This is a genomic window from Saccharopolyspora indica, from assembly GCF_027853965.1.
Classification (GTDB): Bacteria; Actinomycetota; Actinomycetes; order Mycobacteriales; family Pseudonocardiaceae; genus Saccharopolyspora; species Saccharopolyspora indica.
In genome coordinates this window covers 708,523-725,791 of record NZ_JAQGLB010000001.1, presented here as the reverse complement: position 1 = coordinate 725,791, position 17,269 = coordinate 708,523, and the positions used below count along the sequence as shown (strand labels likewise).

Annotated in this window: 15 protein-coding genes; 8 read left to right on the top strand and 7 right to left on the bottom strand. The window is 72.3% G+C overall.

The window, feature by feature from the left end:
• On the bottom strand, positions 1-1,761 hold the full coding sequence (locus OU416_RS03270; RefSeq protein ID WP_270925276.1) for an SDR family oxidoreductase: 1,761 nt from the start codon (positions 1,759-1,761) through the stop codon (positions 1-3).
• Positions 1,762-1,862: 101 nt separating this feature from the next.
• Here OU416_RS03270 and selA point away from each other — a divergent pair, with 101 nt between their 5' ends.
• The 3 genes from selA to ku all read left to right on the top strand — a co-directional run bounded on the left by selA (position 1,863) and on the right by ku (position 6,024).
• On the top strand, positions 1,863-3,152 hold the full coding sequence (gene selA, locus OU416_RS03265) for an L-seryl-tRNA(Sec) selenium transferase (RefSeq protein WP_270925274.1): 1,290 nt from the start codon (positions 1,863-1,865) through the stop codon (positions 3,150-3,152).
• 87 nt (positions 3,153-3,239) lie between these two features.
• Positions 3,240-4,985 carry a selenocysteine-specific translation elongation factor gene (selB, locus tag OU416_RS03260; RefSeq protein WP_270925273.1) on the top strand — a complete coding sequence of 582 codons (1,746 nt, stop codon included), beginning with the start codon at positions 3,240-3,242 and terminating at the stop codon, positions 4,983-4,985.
• Between the two features lie 79 nt (positions 4,986-5,064).
• Positions 5,065-6,024, top strand: coding sequence for a non-homologous end joining protein Ku (gene ku / locus OU416_RS03255; RefSeq protein WP_270925272.1), 960 nt, complete (start codon positions 5,065-5,067; stop codon positions 6,022-6,024).
• A 168-nt stretch (positions 6,025-6,192) separates the two neighbouring features.
• Here the strand turns inward: ku and paaE are convergent, their stop codons facing one another.
• From paaE to paaZ, 6 genes are read right to left on the bottom strand one after another with little or no spacing between them, the layout of a single operon-like run.
• The gene (paaE, locus tag OU416_RS03250; protein WP_270925271.1) at positions 6,193-7,299 is read right to left on the bottom strand and encodes a 1,2-phenylacetyl-CoA epoxidase subunit PaaE; all 1,107 of its coding nucleotides are present in this window, start codon (positions 7,297-7,299) and stop codon (positions 6,193-6,195) included.
• Between the two features lies 1 nt (position 7,300).
• The gene (paaD, locus tag OU416_RS03245) at positions 7,301-7,819 is read right to left on the bottom strand and encodes a 1,2-phenylacetyl-CoA epoxidase subunit PaaD (protein ID WP_270925270.1); all 519 of its coding nucleotides are present in this window, start codon (positions 7,817-7,819) and stop codon (positions 7,301-7,303) included.
• Positions 7,813-8,703, bottom strand: a complete 891-nt coding sequence (gene paaC / locus OU416_RS03240; RefSeq protein ID WP_270925269.1) for a 1,2-phenylacetyl-CoA epoxidase subunit PaaC — start codon at positions 8,701-8,703, stop codon at positions 7,813-7,815. The genes paaD and paaC overlap by 7 nt, the downstream gene beginning before the upstream one ends.
• A gap of 10 nt (positions 8,704-8,713) precedes the next feature.
• The gene (gene paaB, locus OU416_RS03235) at positions 8,714-9,025 is read right to left on the bottom strand and encodes a 1,2-phenylacetyl-CoA epoxidase subunit PaaB (protein WP_093145906.1); all 312 of its coding nucleotides are present in this window, start codon (positions 9,023-9,025) and stop codon (positions 8,714-8,716) included.
• Positions 9,022-9,993: a 1,2-phenylacetyl-CoA epoxidase subunit PaaA gene (gene paaA / locus OU416_RS03230; protein WP_270925268.1), complete on the bottom strand. Its 972-nt coding sequence runs from the start codon at positions 9,991-9,993 to the stop codon at positions 9,022-9,024. The genes paaB and paaA overlap by 4 nt, the downstream gene beginning before the upstream one ends.
• 2 nt (positions 9,994-9,995) lie before the next feature.
• Positions 9,996-12,038 (bottom strand): phenylacetic acid degradation bifunctional protein PaaZ, encoded by a 2,043-nt coding sequence (gene paaZ, locus OU416_RS03225; protein ID WP_270925267.1) that lies wholly within the window; start codon positions 12,036-12,038, stop codon positions 9,996-9,998.
• Positions 12,039-12,308: 270 nt separating this feature from the next.
• On the opposite strand from paaZ, the gene paaI reads away from it, so the two are divergent.
• The 5 genes from paaI to OU416_RS03200 all read left to right on the top strand — a co-directional run bounded on the left by paaI (position 12,309) and on the right by OU416_RS03200 (position 17,192).
• Positions 12,309-12,710 (top strand): hydroxyphenylacetyl-CoA thioesterase PaaI, encoded by a 402-nt coding sequence (gene paaI / locus OU416_RS03220; RefSeq protein ID WP_270925414.1) that lies wholly within the window; start codon positions 12,309-12,311, stop codon positions 12,708-12,710.
• A complete protein-coding gene (gene paaK, locus OU416_RS03215) occupies positions 12,707-14,047 on the top strand; it encodes a phenylacetate--CoA ligase PaaK (protein WP_270925266.1) in 1,341 nt (446 codons plus the stop codon). The genes paaI and paaK overlap by 4 nt, the downstream gene beginning before the upstream one ends.
• A 251-nt stretch (positions 14,048-14,298) precedes the next feature.
• Positions 14,299-14,919 carry a TetR/AcrR family transcriptional regulator gene (locus OU416_RS03210; RefSeq protein ID WP_270925265.1) on the top strand — a complete coding sequence of 207 codons (621 nt, stop codon included), beginning with the start codon at positions 14,299-14,301 and terminating at the stop codon, positions 14,917-14,919.
• Positions 14,920-15,474: 555 nt separating this feature from the next.
• Positions 15,475-16,113, top strand: coding sequence for a hypothetical protein (locus OU416_RS03205; RefSeq protein ID WP_270925264.1), 639 nt, complete (start codon positions 15,475-15,477; stop codon positions 16,111-16,113).
• A 119-nt stretch (positions 16,114-16,232) separates the two neighbouring features.
• Positions 16,233-17,192 carry a phytoene/squalene synthase family protein gene (locus OU416_RS03200; protein WP_270925263.1) on the top strand — a complete coding sequence of 320 codons (960 nt, stop codon included), beginning with the start codon at positions 16,233-16,235 and terminating at the stop codon, positions 17,190-17,192.
• Positions 17,193-17,269: the final 77 nt, after the last annotated feature.

Sequence of the window (17,269 nt, the reverse complement as noted above, 5' to 3'; positions counted from 1 at the left end):
TCAGCGCGGTGTCAGATCGGCCCTGGCCGCTGCGCGCAGCAGGCCCGGGGTGAGGCGGGAGAGCACCAGCCCGGCCTTGGCCTCGGCGGTGACCGGCGCGATCGCGGCGTTGCGGCGGGTGGCGCGCAGGATCTCGACCGCGGCGCGCTGCGGGGTGAAGTTCCGCCGCTGGTAGAGCCGCTTGGCGGCCTGCCTGCGCCGCAACTGCTCGGCCTCGTCGACGCCGACGAAGCGGGCGCTGGTGGTGATGCCGGTGTTGACCAGCCCGGGGCACACCGCGATGACGCCGATCCCCTCGGCCGCCAGCTCGACGCGCAGCGACTGGCTCAGCGCCAGCACCGCGGCCTTGGTGGTGCTGTAGGCCGGGAGCAGCTGGGAGGGCAGGTACGCCGCGGCCGAGGCGATGTTCACGATCCGGCCGCCTTCCCCGCGGTCGGTCATCTGCTGCGCGAACTGCCGGCAGCCGTGGATGACGCCCCACAGGTTGATGTCGATGGCCCGTTCCCATTCGGCGTCCGGGGTGTCGAGGAACGCGCCCGCGAGGCCGATCCCGGCGTTGTTGACCACCACGTCCGGGGTGCCCAGCTCAGCGCGAACCTGCTCGGCGAAGCGCTCCACCGCAGCGCCGTCGGCGACGTCCACCCGGTGGGCCGTGGCGCCGGCACCGGTGCGGGTGATCAGCGCGGCGGTGTTCTCGGCCGCGGCCTCGTCGATGTCGGCGACGACCACGTGCGCCCCGGCGGCGGCGAACTCCACGGCCGTCGCCCGGCCGATCCCGCCGCCCGCTCCGGTGACCACCACCAGCTGGTCCTGGAACTCGCGGCGTCCCGGACGCACCCGGCTGCGCCGCAGACCGCGCGACTCGGCACCGCCCTCGACGTGCTCGACCAGCTCGGCGGCGCACCGCGCGACGAGTCCGGGACGGCTGCGCGGCAACCAGTGCCCGCCCGGGACCCGGCGGATGCGCAGGTTGGCCACCCACGGGGCGATCTCGGTCTGCATCGGCGCGGAGACGAACGGGTCGCCGGTGGGCGCGAGCACCTGGACCGGGATGTCCGTGCGCCGCTCCCCCGGATCGCCCAGGCGTTCGCGCATGTTCGCCCGGTACAGCGCCAGGCCGCGCACGCCGTCGGACACCGCGGGTTGCGTCGGGTTGTGGGCGGCGCGCGGGTCCAAGCGCTCCAGGGTGCCGATCAGCCGGCGCATCGCACCGGTGCGCCAGGCCAGCTCCGGCAGCACCGGGAGCTGGAAGAAGCCGATGTAGCCGGAGAAGATCAGCTGGTTGACCAGCTTGCGCAGCGATCGCGGGGTCGGGTGCCGCAGCTTCTCGCGCATCCACCGCCCGGCGTGGTCCAGGCACGGGCCGGAGATCGAGGTGAACGAGGCGAACCGGTGCGCCAGCCGCGGCTCGGTCACCGCGTGCCAGGCCTGGATCGAGCCCCAGTCGTGCGCCAGCAGGTGCACCGGCCGGTCCGGGCTGACCAGGTCGGCGACCCGGCCGAGGTCGTCGGCGAGCTGGTCCAGCAGGTAGGCACCGGTGCGGCGGGGCTTGTCGGACTCCCCCGCGCCGCGCACGTCGTAGCTGACCACCCTGAAGCGCCCGGCGAGGGCTTCGGCCACGCCGTCCCAGATCGCCTGGTCGTCGGGGTAGCCGTGCACCGCGAGCACGGTCGGCGCCGCCGGATCGCCGTGCTCGCGCACGGCCAGCCGCAATCCGTCACTGGTGTCGAGCCATCTGCCGGCTTCCCGCGTGCGAGCCATGTTCCGGAGCCTACCGAAGTTGTCAATATTCATTGTCACAGTGAATGTTGTTGCAGATCGTCCCCGGGCCGCACCGGCCGGGCGGCCCTACAGTGCGGACCATGGCTGACCCGCGGCAGCGCGTGCCCGGCACCGACCGGGTGCTGACCCACCCGGAGGTGGCGGCCGCCGCGTACCGGCTCGGCCACCAGCTGGTCAAGCAGGCCGTGCACACCGCGCAGCAGCGAGCGCGAGACGGAGAGATCGCCGTCTCCGCGGTGATATCGGAAACCCTTGCCGCGCTGCCGGATTCGGCGGCGAGCAGCCGCCCGGTGCTCAACGCCACCGGTGTCCTGCTGCACACCAACCTCGGCCGGGCTCCGCTTTCACGCGCCGCCGTCGAGGCTCTCGGGCACGCCGCTGGCACCACCGACGTCGAGCTCGACCTGAGCACCGGCCGCCGCGGGCCGCGCGGGGCCGCGGCGCTGGCCGCGCTGCTGGCTGCCGTGCCGCGAGCCGAGGCCGCTCACCTGGTCAACAACGGGGCCGCGGCGCTCTCGCTGGCCGCCACCGCGCTGGCGCAGGGACGCGAGATCGTGCTGGCACGCGGCGAGATGGTCGAGATCGGCGATGGCTTCCGGCTCCCCGAACTGCTCACCGCCACCGGCGCGCGGCTGCGGGAGATCGGCACCACCAACCGGGTCCACCTCGACGACTACCGGACCGCCGTCGGCCCGGACACCGGGTTCGTCCTCAAGGTCCACCCGTCCAACTTCGTCATCACCGGCTTCACCTCGGCGGTTCCGGTCGCCGCGCTGCGCGGCATCGGCGCTGCGGTGGTGGTCGACATCGGCTCCGGCCTGCTGCACCCGCACCCGGTGCTGCCCGCCGAACCCGACGCCACGAGCGTCCTGACCGACGGCGCCGACCTGGTCCTGGCCAGCGGCGACAAGCTGCTCGGGGGGCCGCAGGCGGGGCTGCTGCTGGGCCGCGCGGAGATCGTGCAGCAGCTGCGCCACCACCCGCTGGCCCGGGCGATGCGCGTCGACAAGCTGACCCTCGCGGCGCTCGAAGCGACGCTGCGCGGTCCGCGCACACCGATCGAGCAGGCGCTGCGCCGCGACCAGCAGAGCCTGCTGCGGCGGGCCGAGCGGCTGGCGGAGGCCTTGAGCGCAGCCGGTGTCCCCGCGTCCGCGCAGTCGAGCGAAGCGACGGTCGGTGGCGGCGGCGCACCCGGCGTGGCACTGCCCAGCGCCGCGGTCGTGCTGCCCGCACGATTCGCCGAGCTGCTGCGAGCCGGGGAGCCGGCAGTCCTGGCCTGCCTCGCGCACGACCGCTGCCTGCTCGATCTCGCCGCGCTCCCGCCCGAGGACGATGACGACCTGCGCCGTGCCGTGCTGGCCGCGACCTGACTCGCGCGGTTTGCGAGGCCGGGCACGCCGTGGCGTAGTGGTCGTGTTCGGAGCCCTTCCGCCGACCCGGTTCGGAGACAGGCACTGGTGCACGTCATCGCCACCGCAGGGCACGTCGACCACGGCAAGTCCACGCTCGTCCACCGGCTCACCGGGACCGACCCGGACCGGTGGGCCGAGGAACGGCGCCGCGGGCTGACCATCGACCTCGGATTCGCCTGGACGCGGCTCGCCGACGGCTGCACCGCCGCGTTCGTCGACGTGCCCGGGCACGAGCGGTTCGTGCCGAACATGCTGGCCGGGATCGGGCCGGTACCCGCGGTGCTGTTCGTCGTCGCCGCCGACGAGGGCTGGATGCCGCAGTCGGACGAGCACCTCGACGCGCTGAACGCGCTCGGAGTCCGCCACGGCGTGCTCGCGGTGACCCGCAGCGACCTGGCCGATCCGGCGGCGGCGACCGAGCAGGCCGTGGCCCGGCTCGCCGGGACGACCCTCGCAGGCATTCCCGCGGTGCAGGTCAGCGGCGTGACCGGTGCCGGTGTCGACGCACTGCGGGGTGAACTCGGCGCCCTGTTCCACCGCCTCCCGCCACCGGACCGCGATGCCGACGTGCGGCTGTGGATCGACCGGGTGTTCACCGTGCGCGGCGCGGGCACCGTCGTGACCGGCACGCTCACCGCGGGGACTCTGCGCATCGACGACCACCTGCGGTTGCATCCGGCCGGTATCGACTGCACCGTTCGCGGGCTCCAAGCCCTCGGCTCCCCCGAATCGCAGGTCGAGGCCGTGGCGCGGGTAGCGGTAAACCTCCGCGGCGTCGACTGCGCACGAGCCCGGCGCGGCGATGCGCTGCTCGCTCCGGGCCGCTGGTCGACCACCGAGGTCTTCGACGTCCGTGTCCACCCGGCACCGGCGGCCTGGCCCGCGGAACTCGTGCTGCACATCGGCTCCCTCGCCACCCCGGTGCGGGTCCGGCCGCTCGGCCCGGTGCACGCGCGGCTGACCGCACGCCTGCCGCTGCCGCTGCGCATCGGCGACCGGGCGCTGCTGCGCGATCCGGGCGGTCACCGGATCCACAGTGGTCTGCACGTGCTCGACGTGCGGCCGCCTGCGCTGACCAGGCGCGGTGCGGCGCGGGCCCGCGCCGCCGAGCTGGCGGCGATGAGCACTTCTCCCGACGGGCGCGCCGAGCTGGACAGACGCCGCGTGATCAGGGCCGATGAGCTGCGCGCGATGGGTGCGAGCCCGCCGCGGCCGGGTCGGTGGCTGATCTCCGAGGCGCACCTCGCCGAACTCGCCGCCCGGCTGGTCGAGCTGCTCGCCCAGCACGAGCAGGACGAGCCGCTGGCCGCCGGGATGCCGGTGGAAGCCGCTCGCCGGGCACTGGGCCTGCCCGACCAGGCGCTGGTCGGGCAGGTCGCGGCAACAGCGGGAATCGCGTTGCGAGCCGGACAGCTGCACCACGAGCACGCCCGGCTGCCCGAGCACGTCCACCGCGCCGTCGCCGCCGTCCGCGAGGCGCTGCTCGACCACCCGTTCCGCGCGCCGACCGCCGCCGAGCTCGCGGACTGGGGGCTCGGAGATCGGGAACTGGCGGCGGCCGCACGCGTCGGCGAGTTGCTCCGGATCGCTCCCGGACTGGTCCTGCTGCCCGACGCCGAGCAGGCGGCCGTGGACCGGCTGGTCTCGCTGCCCGAGCCGTTCACCCTCAGCCAGGCCCGGCAGGCGCTCGACACCTCCCGGCGCGTGGCGGTCCCGCTGCTCGAACTGCTCGCCCACCGCGGCCGGACGCGGCGGCTCCCCGACGGCACGCACCGCGTCGTTCCCCGGTGACCTGCACCGGGAAACACCGAGTTCTGCGATCTTGCCGCCGCGACCGCATCGTGGACGGCGGGGGCGATGGGAGGCTGCCATGCCGCGCAAGATCTGGACCGGGTCGATCAACTTCGGCCTGGTGACCATCCCGGTCGGCCTCTACGCCGCGACCGAGGACCACACCGTGCAGTTCCACCAGTACGAGCGCGGTACCACCGACCGCATCCGGTACAAGCGGGTCAACGAGCGCACCGGCGAGGAGGTCGGCTACAACGACATCGTCAAGGGCCGCGAGTACGAGGGCGGGGTGATCGTCGTCGAGCAGTCCGAGCTGGACGAGATCGCCCCCGGGCGCTCCCGCACCATCGACATCACCACGTTCGTCGACCTCGCCGAGATCGACCCGGTGCACTTCCAGAAGACCTACTGGCTGGCGCCGAACAGCAAGGAGCACTTCCGCCCGTACAACCTGCTGCGGCGGGCCATGCAGGACACCGGGCAGGCGGGCATCGCGACGTTCGTGCTGCGCGGCAAGCAGTACCTGACCGCCGTGCGAGCCGACTCCGACGTGCTGGCGCTGAACACGCTGTACTTCGCCGACGAGATCCGCGATCCCGCCGACCTCGTCGGCGACCAGCCCGAGCAGTCCGGACCGTCGTCGAAGGAACTCACCATGGCCACCACCATCATCGAGTCGATGAGCGGCCCGTGGGAGCCCGAGGAGTACGAGGACACCTACACGGCGAAGGTCGAGGAGCTGCTCGCCGAGAAGGCGCACGGCGGCGAGATCGAGGCCGCCGAGGCCCCGCCGAAGCCGACCGACGTCATCGACCTCACCGAGGCGTTGCGGCGCAGCGTCGACGCGGCGCGCAAGGGCCGCGCGCCGAGCGGAGCGGAGGACCTCTCCGAGCTGAGCAAGGCCGAGCTCGACAGCCGCGCGAAGGATCTCGGGATCAAGGGCAGGTCCAAGATGAAGCGCGCCGAGCTGGAGTCCGCGGTCGCCGAGGCCACCGCGGAGAAACCCGCCGGTGGCCGCCGGTCCCGCAAGGCGTCCTGAGCCGGAGCCCCGTTCCTGGACACGGCCAGGTAGAACGAACCTTGCGAGCGAGTCCGTTCCTCTTGGCCGGCAACCGAAATCGCGGCGAGCACCGCGCTATACCGCGGGAACGGCCGCAGGCGCACACCCCACCCGCGCCGCCACGCACAACGAGTCTGCAAACCCGGCTCAGGCGTCGAAGTCGATCGTCACCTCGTCGGTGGTCGGCAGCGATTGGCAGGTGAGCACGAAGCCCTGGTCCAGCTCGGAGTCCTCCAGGGCGAAGTTGCGGCGCATCCGTACCTCACCGCAGGTGACCTTGGCCCGGCAGGTTCCGCAGACTCCGCCCTTGCAGGCGAACGGCAGGTCCGGGCGGACCCGCTGGGCCGCGTCCAGGACCGGCACGTCGCGGGGCAGCGTCATCGGCGTCGAACGGCCGTCGAGCACGACGGTCACCTCGCTGGTGGGTCCGTCGATGGCCGGTTCCTCGTGGTGCGCCGGTTCCGGTGGCGCGTCCTCCACGTAGAACAGCTCCTGGTGGACGCGCTCGCTGGTCACGCCGCTGTCGCGCAGCACGTCCCGGGCATCGGTGACCATCCCGAACGGTCCGCACAACCACCACTGGTCCACCGCCCCGGCGTCGACCACTGTGGACAGCAGGGACCGGATCTTCGCCGCGTCCAGCCTGCCGGTGAACAGCTCCGACTCGCGCGGTTCCCGCGAGAGGACGTGCACCAGCTCCAGCCGGCTCGGGTAGCGGTCCTTCAGGTCGGCCAGCTCGTCGGCGAACATCACCGTGCCGCTGCGGCGGTTGCCGTACAGCAGCGTCACCGTCGCATCGGTCTCGCGCAGCACGGTGGCCGCGATCGACAGCACCGGTGTGATCCCCGATCCCGCCGCGATGCACACATGCCGCTCGTGGGCGGTCAGGTCCGGCGTGAAACCACCGGTCGGCGGCAGGACCTCGATCTCGTCGCCGGGCTCGACCTCGTGCACCAGCCAGCTGGAGAACAGCCCGCCCGCGACGTGGCGCACCCCGATCCGCAAGGCCGCACCGCGCGGCGCGCAGATCGAGTACGACCGGCGCTCCTCGCGGCCGTCGACGCGACGGCGCAGCGTCAGCGACTGCCCGGGCCGGAAGGCGAACTCGTCGGCGAGTTCCGGCGGAACGTCGAAGCTCACCGCGACCGCGTCCTCGCACAGCCGCTCCACGCCGCTGACGCGCAGCGGGTGGAACTCGGTGCGACGGCGGGCCGCGGGCGGGGCGGGGGCCTCGACGGGGGCGGGACGGACCACGTCAGATCTCCTTGATGTGCTCGAAGGGCTCGTGGCACGCGCGGCACCGGCGCAACGCCTTGCACGCGGTCGAGCCGAACTGCGAAACGCGTTCCGTGTCCGGTGAACCGCACTGCGGGCAGCTGACCCGCGGACTCGGAGGCGTCAGCGTCAGGGGCACCGGACCGGCGGCGCGGTGCGGCGCGGCGCCGGGCGGGGCGATGCCGTAGTCGGCGAGCTTGCGCCGCCCGGCCGCGCTGATCCAGTCCGTGGTCCAGGGCGGATCCAGCACCGTCCGCACCTCGACCTCGGCGAAGCCCGCTGCGCGCAGCCGGGTGCTCAGGTCGCTGCGCATCTCGCGCATCGCCGGGCACCCCGAGTAGGTCGGGGTGATGGACACGACCACGGTGCCGTCCTCGGTCAGCTCCACTTCCCGCAGGACGCCGAGATCGGCCAGCGTCAGCACCGGCAGCTCCGGGTCGGTGACCGACTCGGCGACTGCGCGGGCGTGCTGGAGACCGGGCTGCGTGCTCGTCACCACGTCGCCTCCGGGTGTGCTCGGGCCAGGCTCTGCATCTCCGCCAGCAGGTAGCCCAGGTGCTCGGTGTGGATGCCGTCCCGACCGCTGCGCCCGCCGACGCCGGCCAGCTCCGGGACGTCCGGTCGCCGCAGCGCCGCCGCGGTGCGGACCTGGTCGATCACCTCGTCGAACTCGGCGCGCACCTCCGCCGGGTCGGCGCCGATCCCGGCCGTGGCCATCCGCAGCTCGGTCTCGTGCGGCGTGAACAGCTCGCCGACCAGCGGCCACACCTCGTCCAGGCCGCGCTGCATCCGGGTGTGCGACACCTCGGTGCCGTCGCCGAGCCGCACCGCCCACTGCGCCGCGTAGTCGCGGTGGTAGGTCAGCTCCTTGACGCCCTTGGCCGCGATCGCCGCCAGCACCGGGTCGCGGGATTCCGCGAGCCGGCCGAACAGCGCCAGCCGCCAGGTGGCGAACACCAGCAGCCGCGCGGTGGTCTGCGCGAAGTCGCCGTTGGGCGATTCGACCAGCCGCACGTTGCGGAACTCCCGCTCGTCGCGGAAGTACGCCAGCTCGTCCTCGGCCCGGCCGCTGCCGTCGGCCTGCCCGGCGCGGGCCAGCAGCAGCCTGGCCTGGCCCAGCAGGTCGAGCGCGATGTTGGCCAGCGCCAGCTCGTCCTCCAGCTCCGGAGCGCGGGTGACCCACTCGGTGAGCCGGTGCGAGGCGATCAGCGCGTCGTCGCCGAGCATCAGCAGGTAGCGGCTGAACTCGGCGCCGTCGACACCGGCGGGCAGCGTCGTGTCCACACCGGACAGCGGATCGTCGAACCCGGTGCCGAAGGCCCAGCGGGACTCGCCGTCGGGTTCGGCGGCGGTCAGCGCCTCGTAGGCGTTGTCGAACGACATTGAGCCGACCTCACATGTGCGGGACGTTGTCGGGGATCCGGTAGAAGGTGGGGTGCCGGTACACCTTGTCGCCGCTGGGCGCGAAGAACGGGTCCTTCTCGTCCGGGCTGGACGCGGTGATCGCGTCCGCCCGCACCACCCAGATGCTCACGCCCTCGTTGCGGCGGGTGTACAGGTTCCGCGCGTTGTGCAGCGCCATCTGCTCGTCCGGCGCGTGCAGCGAACCCACGTGCACGTGGTTGAGCCCCCGCTTGCCCCGGACGAAGACCTCGAACAGCGGCCACGAGGGACGCGGCGCGCCCACCTCGGCGTCCGAACTCATCGCGCGACCTCCTCTCGTGCGGCCTGCTTCGCGGCGTGGGCGGCTGCCGCTTCGCGCACCCACTGCCCGTCCTCGTGCGCGGCCCGGCGCCTGGCCAGCCGCTGCTCGTTGCACGGCCCGCCGCCGCTGATGACGCGCTTGAGCTCCGACCAGTCGGGCTCGCCGAAGTCGTGGTGCCCGCGCTCGGCGTTCCAGCGCAGCTCCGGGTCGGGCAGCGTGACGCCGAGCGCCGCCGCCTGCGGAACCGTCATGTCCACGAACTTCTGCCGCAGCTCGTCGTTGGTGTGCCGCTTGATCCGCCACGCCATCGACTGCTGGGTGTTGGGCGAGTCCCCGTCGGGCGGGCCGAACATCATCAGCGATGGCCACCACCACCGGTCGGTGGCCTCCTGCACCATCTCCCGCTGCTCGGCGGTGCCGCGCATCATCGTCATCAGCAGCTCGTAGCCCTGCCGCTGGTGGAACGACTCCTCCTTGCACACGCGCACCATCGCCCGCGCGTACGGGCCGAACGAGCTGCGGCACAGCGGCACCTGGTTGCAGATCGCCGCACCGTCGACCAGCCAGCCGATCACGCCGATGTCGGCGAAGGTCAGCGTCGGGTAGTTGAAGATCGACGAGTACTTCTGCCGCCGGTCGATGAGCTTCTCGGTCAGCTCCTGGCGGTCCACGCCCAGGGTTTCGGCCGCGGAGTACAGGTAGAGCCCGTGCCCGGCCTCGTCCTGCACCTTGGCCAGCAGGATCGCCTTGCGCCGCAGGCTCGGCGCCCTGGTCAGCCAGTTGCCCTCCGGCTGCATGCCGATGATCTCGGAGTGCGCGTGCTGCGCGATCTGGCGCACGAGGGTCTTGCGGTAGCCCTCCGGCATCCAGTCGCGGGGCTCGATGCGCTGGTCGTGGGCGATCCGCTCGTCGAAGTGCCGCTGCAGCTCGGCGTCCCCGAGCTGATCGGCCCGCACCGTGGTCGTCATGGTCACTCCTGGGTCTCCGGCCGCTTCGCGACCAGGGTGAGCACGTCGTACTTGGCCACCGAGGCACCGTCCTGGTTGGTCACGTCCGCGTCCCAGCGGACCTCGCCGTGCTCCGCTCCGACCCGCGGCGTGATCTGCTTGGCGGTCAGGGTCACGGTGATCTCGTCGCCGGGGTAGGTCGGCGTGAGGAACCGGAGGTTCTCCAGCCCGTAGTTGGCCAGCACCGGACCCGGCTCCGGGTCGACGAACAGCCCGGCGGCGAAGGAGACCACCAGGTAGCCGTGCGCGACCCGGCCGTCGAAGAACGGGTTGGCCCGGGCGGCCTCCTCGTCGGTGTGAGCGTAGAAGGTGTCGCCGGTGAACTCGGCGAAGTGCGCCACGTCCTCCTGCGTCACCCGGCGCGGGCCGGCGATCACCGTGTCGCCGACCTTCAGCTCCTCCAGGTGCTTGCGGAACGGGTGCACGTCGGTGAACAGCTGCGGGCCCCCGGTCACCCACTGCCCGGTGATCGCGGTCAGCGTCGCCGGGTCGGCCTGCACCGCCGTGCGCTGCATGTGGTGCAGGACGCCGCGGATCCCGCCCATCTCCTCGCCGCCGCCGGCCCGGCCCGGTCCGCCGTGGACCAGCGCGGGCAGCGGGGAGCCGTGCCCGGTGCTCTCCTCGGCGTTGTCGCGGTTGAGCACCAGCATCCGGCCGTGCCGGGACGCCGCGCCCAGCACCACGGCGCAGCTGAAACCGAGGTCGGCGCTGACCACGGAACCGGCCAGGCTGCCCCTGCCCCGCCGGGCGAGGTCGACCGCGTGCTCCGTGCTCTCGTAGGGCAGCAGCGTGCTGACCGGCCCGAACGCCTCCACCTCGTGCGGCTGCGGCTGGTCCGGGTCGTCGCAGCGGACCAGCAGCGGGGACAGGAACGCGCCGCGCTCCGGGTCCGCGTCGACGACCTCGACCCGATCGGGGTCGCCGTGCACGAGGGTTCCGGCTTCCAGCAACGCCTTCAGCGAGCGCCGGACCTCCTCGCGCTGTTCGAGGCTGGCCAGCGCACCCATCCGCACCCCCGGCGCGGACGGGTTGCCCACGACGACCTTCTCCAACCGCGCCTTGGCCGCGTCCACCACTTCTTCCATCAGGCCCGCGGGCACGATGGCGCGGCGGATCGCGGTGCACTTCTGCCCCGCCTTGACCGTCATCTCGGTGACCAGCTGCTTGACGAACAGGTCGAACTCCGCGGTGCCGGGCACCGCGTCCGGGCCCAGGATCGAGCAGTTCAGCGAGTCGGCCTCGACGTTGAAGCGCACCGAGTTCGCCGCCACCACCGGGTGCGCGCGCAGCCGCTGCCCGGTGGCCGCGGAGCCGGTGAACGACACCAGGTCCTGGTCGGTGAGGTGCTCGAACAGGTCGCCGACGCTGCCGCACACCAGCTGCAGCGAGCCCTCCGGCAGCAGCCCGGAGCCGATCATCAGCTCCACCAGCCGGTGCGTGAGGTAGGCGGTCTGGCTGGCCGGCTTGACCAGCGTGGGCACGCCCGCGAGGAAGGCAGGCGCGAACTTCTCCAGCGGCCCCCACACCGGGAAGTTGAACGCGTTGATCTGCACCGCGACACCGCGCAGCGGGGTGCAGACGTGCTGGCCGACGAAGGTGCCGCCCTTGCCCAGCGGCTCCACCGCGCCGTCGACGTAGACGGTGCTGTTCGGCATCTCGCGCCGGCCCTTGCTGGAGTAGCCGAACAGCACGCCGATGCCGCCGTCGACGTCGAACTTCGAGTCGCCGAGCGTCGCGCCGGTGCGCGCCGACAGGGCGTACAGCTCTTCCCGGTGCTCGAGCAGGTACGAGGCGAGGCTCTTCAGCAGGGCGCCCCGCTGGTGGAAGGTCAGCTCGGCCAGCGCCGGCCCGCCGCGTTCGCGGCCGTGCGCCAGCGCGGCGGCCATGTCGACCCCGGCCGAGGAAACGCGTGCGACCTCGTCACCGGTCACCGCGTCGTGCAACGGCACGCCGTCCTCCGCCGGCGTGTGCCAGTCACCGTTGACGTAGCTCCGCAGGGCAGCCATGCACTCCGACCTCCTCAAGCCCGGTTCCGCGGGCAGCGTGTTCACGGATTTCTTTTACTGACCGTTCATTCGAAAAACTAGCACGGGCGTTCCCCGGGGAACACCACCCGAAACGGCGAAATCCGCCTTGACCGAACCAGGAAGACCACTTCGGACGATGGTCCTTGACAGGCCAGGACCGAGCGGGATTAATTACTGACTGTTCGTTCGGTAGCTAGGCGGTGCACAGTGCAGGAACCCAGCGCGACGAGGCGCAATCCGGCCCAGGTGATGTTCGACGACGACCGCGCCTCCCAGGCGCTGGGCATCGAACTGCTCGACGTGGGCAGCGGGACCGCCCGCGCCCGGATGACCATCACCGAGACGATGGTCAACGGGCACGGGATCGCCCACGGAGGCTACCTCTTCCTGCTCGCCGACACGACCTTCGCGTGCGCCTGCAACAGCCACGGCCCGACCACCGTCGCGGCCCGCGCGGACGTCACCTTCGTCCGCCCGGCGCGGCTCGGCGACGAGCTCACCGCCAGCGCGGTGGAGCGCACCCGGTACGGGCGCAGCGGGATCTACGACGTCTCCGTGCACCGCGGCGAGGAGCTGATCGCCGAGTTCCGCGGGCACAGCCGATCGATCGGTCCGGCACCGGCCGGCGAGCCCGAAGGAGCGACGCGATGACCGCGACCACCGAAGCGCACTCCGCGCCGCGCAGGCTCGGCGCCGCACCGGACCCGGCCGAGCTCGACGCCGCGGAGCGGTACTCGGCCGACGAGCTGGCCGCCGTGCAGCTGGAACGGCTGCAGTGGACGCTGCGGCACGCCTACGAGAACGTGCCGCTGTACCGGGCGAAGTTCGACCGGGCCGGAATCCGCCCGGAGGACTGCCGCAGCCTGGCCGACCTGGCGAAGTTCCCGCACACCACCAAGCAGGACCTGCGGGACAACTACCCGTACGGCATGTTCGCGGTCCCGCGCGAGCAGATCCGCAGGCTGCACGCCTCCAGCGGCACCACCGGCAAGCCCACGGTGGTCGGCTACACCGAAGGGGACCTGCGGAACTGGGCGGACCTCGTCGCGCGCTCCATCCGCGCGTCGGGCGGCCGCGCCGGGCACCGGGTGCACGTCGCCTACGGCTACGGGCTGTTCACCGGCGGCCTCGGCGCGCACTACGGCGCCGAGCGGCTCGGGTGCACCGTCATCCCCGCCTCCGGCGGCATGACCGCCCGGCAGGTGCAGATCATCCAGGACTTCCAGCCCGAGATCATCATGGTCACGCCGTCCTACCTGCTCACCCTGATCGACGAGTTCGAGCGGCAGGGCATCGATCCGCGCGGCACCTCGCTGCGCACCGCCATCCTCGGCGCCGAGCCCTGGACCGAGCAGATGCGCCAGGAGATCGAGCAGCGGCTGGACCTCGACGCGGTCGACATCTACGGCCTGTCCGAGGTGATGGGCCCCGGGGTGGCCAACGAGTGCGCGGAGACCAAGGACGGCCCGCACATCTGGGAGGACCACTTCTACCCCGAGGTGATCGACCCGTTCACCGAGGAGGTGCTGCCCGACGGCAGCGAGGGCGAGCTGGTGTTCACCTCGCTGACCAAGGAGGCGATGCCGATCATCCGGTACCGCACCCGCGACCTGACCCGCCTGCTGCCGGGCACGGCGCGGCCGATGCGCCGGATGGCCAAGATCACCGGTCGCAGCGACGACATGATCATCCTGCGCGGGGTCAACGTCTACCCCACCCAGATCGAGGAGCTGGTGCTGCGCACCGACGGGCTCTCCCCGCACTTCCAGCTGGTGCTCACCAAGCAGGAGCGGATGGACGTGATGACCGTGCGCGTGGAGGCCCGGACCGACTGCCCGGAGCCGCGGCGGGCGGCCGCCGCGGCCGAGCTGGTGCGCGCGATCAAGGACGGGGTCGGCATCAGCACCGAGATCGCGGTGGTGGACCCGGACACCCTGGAGCGCTCCGTGGGCAAACTCCGCCGGATCGTCGACCGCCGCCAATCCTGACCGACCGGCCGGTCAATGCAAGTCTGACGAACTCGTTCTGCATAGCGGTGCCGGTGGCGGAACCTCAGGCGCCGCCTGGTCTGCGGGAGCCCGTTCTTGTGTATGTCCAATACACGGCGAACGGGCTGTCCTCGCCAGACGACGCCTGAGAACCCGCAGCGGTGCAAGCTGCGGGGCGGGCTAAGCGGCTACGCCGCTTCAAGACGAAGACCGAAACCAGGATCGAATACGGCACTGAAATACTCGGGACCATGGCTGACAACGCTGGACGGAGCACTCGCCGGGGCCGACCGGGCTACGACCTGGGCAGGCTTCTGGACGTCTCCGTGCGCGTGTTCAACGAACGCGGCTACGAGGGCACCAGCATGGAGGCCCTCGCGCAGCGGCTGGGCATCACCAAATCGGCGATCTACTACCACGTCTCGGGCAAGGACGAGCTGCTGCGGCTCAGCGTCAACCGGGCGCTGGACGCCCTGTTCGCGGTGGTCGAGGAGGAGGCGTCGACGACCGGTCGCGCGATCGACCGGTTGGAGCACGTCGTGCGGCGCAGCATCGAGGTGCTGGTGACCGAGCTGCCGTTCGTCACGCTGCTGCTGCGGGTGCGCGGCAACACCCGGGTCGAGCGGCAGGCGCTGGCCCGCCGCCGCGAGTTCGACCTGGTCGTCAGCGATCTGGTCGAGCAGGCCGAGGCGGAGGGCAGCATCCGCCCGGACGTCGATCCGGCGCTGACCACCCGGCTGCTGTTCGGCATGGTCAACTCGATCATCGAGTGGTACCGGCCCAGCCGCGGGCTGCGCGCCGAGCAGGTCGCCGACGCGGTGACCAAGATCGCGTTCGACGGGCTGCGCACCGGGTCGGGGAATCCCGCGTGAAAATTCTTCGCAGACTCACGTCACGCCTGGAGGCCGAGCCGGTCTAGATCATGTGGGCGTTCTGGAGCGCCCGCGCGCGTGCGCGACGAAGAGGGGATCGCGCACGAGACGGCCGCCGGTCGTGGCAGGGGTGGATGTCGGCCGCGACCGGTGGCCCCGCGCTGCCCCCGAGGTGGGCAACTCCCCCTACCTCGGGCGAAGAGCGCCACCGCATTTCCCACCTCGCCCGGCACCGTGAAGTTCCCCCTCCACGCCCGCGGGCGGTTGCGGTTACCAACCGGAACGCACCGGATGCGACGCGAAAGTTCCTGGCAGCAACGCGAAAATCAGCGTGTGGGTGACAAAAGTCCCCTGCGATCTAGCCATCGGTCCGCTTAGGCTTCCATGCGTTGTGGCCGTTCGGGGCCCGGCGGTCGCCGAAGCGCATTCGCTGAACTGGGGACGGCGAGAGCGCTTCCGGGGCGACGTGACACGCCGATCGCCGGTTCGACAGCCCCGCGGTCCTCCCTCCCTCTCGCCCGGACAACGCGGACGAGCACGCTTTTGGAGGCGGTTTTGGCACGGCTTGAGTCGATCGCTCGCGCCTTCCTCCGGTACCTCTACGAAGATCACCGCTTCCGGCCGGAGGTCGCGGACTTCTTCGGCAGCGCGGCGGCCGAGGCGGCCGCCGTCCAGCCGTCGTGGGCCGAGCTGGCCGACGTGCTGGCGGAGCTGCGGGAACGCGAGCTGATCGCCACCAGCGGGGTCGGGCAGCTGGGCACCCCGGCCCGGGCCGGGCTCACCGGTTCCGGGCTGATCTGCGCGGGCAGGCACGGCGGTGACATCACGTCCTGGTCCCGGTCGCAGTCGGTGGCGGTGCTCGACGCGCCGCCCGAGGGCGCGGTGCCGCAGGCGCGGTCGGCGATCGAGGAGGCGCCGCACCGCATCGACTACTCCGGGCTGACGCGCGTCGCCAAGGTGGTGCTGCTGGCGCTGCCGACGGTGCACGCGCGCTACGGCGACACCGTCGAGATCGAATCGACCGCCCAGCGGCTGTGCGAGGCGACCCGCCAGGACCGGCCGGACGCGGGGCGGGTCCGGATCCTGGCGCAGCGGTTGCGCACCGACCTGGCGACCGGCTCGGTCGCCAACACCCTCGGCGTCGTGCTGCTCGACGGCCTGGACGAAGCGCTCGACGAAAGCGGGCTCGGCTGACCGGGTTTGAGCCGGGCACCTCGCGGGTACTGTCCTCTTCGGACTCCGGACGTGACGGGGTTCACCACGAGCGGCCACCGTGCGCACACCTGCGCACTCGGTGTGCTGTGATTTCCGGTATGGACACGGGCACCAGGTCGTCGGCGGCAGCGCGCCGCGAGCTCGACGCCGCCCGCATCCCGGAGCACCTGCACGCCGCCTACCAGCGGTGCCGGGCGCTCAACGCCGAGCACGGCCGCACCTACTTCCTGGCCACCCGCCTGCTGGCGCCCGCTCAGCGACCCTCCGTGCACGCGCTCTACGGGTTCGCGCGGTGGGTGGACGACATCGTCGACGAGACGGGGCCGCGGACGGTGCACGAGCGCCAGCAGGCGGTCGACCGGCTGGACGGCGAGCTGCGCGCCGCGCTGCGGGCCGGGCACAGCCGGAACCCGATCATCGCCGCGCTGGTCGACACCACCTCGCGGCACGCCATCGACACGGCCCTGTTCACCGACTTCATGGCGTCGATGCGGATGGACCTGACGGTTCGCGACTACCCCACCCGTGCCGAGCTGGACGCCTACGTGCACGGATCTGCCGCGGTGATCGGCCTCCAGCTCCTCCCGGTGCTCGGCACGGTCTCGCCCGCCGCGGAGGCCGCCCCCTACGCCGCCGCGCTGGGCGAGGCCTTCCAGCTGACCAACTTCCTGCGCGATGTCGGTGAGGACCTCGACCGCGGCCGGGTCTACCTGCCGCTGGAGGAGCTGGCCGCGTTCGGCGTGGACCGCGAGCGGCTGGCGTGGTGCCGGCGCACCGGCCGCCCCGAGGGCCGGGTGCGCCAGGCCTTGGCCGACCAGGTGGCGCGCACTCGCGCGCTCTACCGGAGCGCCGAGCCCGGCATCGCGCTGCTGTCGGCCCGTTCGCGCCCCTGCGTGCGCACCGCGTTCACGCTCTACGGGGAGATCCTGGACTGCATCGTGGAGTCCGGTTACGACGTGTTCCGCCGCCGGGTGGCCGTGTCCGGGTCGCGGCGGTTCGGAGTCGCCGCGGCCGCGATCAGCGCGGTGGCCGCGGTGAGCCTCCGCACCCGCTGGTGAGGAATGTCGATCGACCCGCTCGGGTAACCCGACGGCGTGACGGTTCGAGCACGTCGGGCCGCCGACCGGATCCGGTG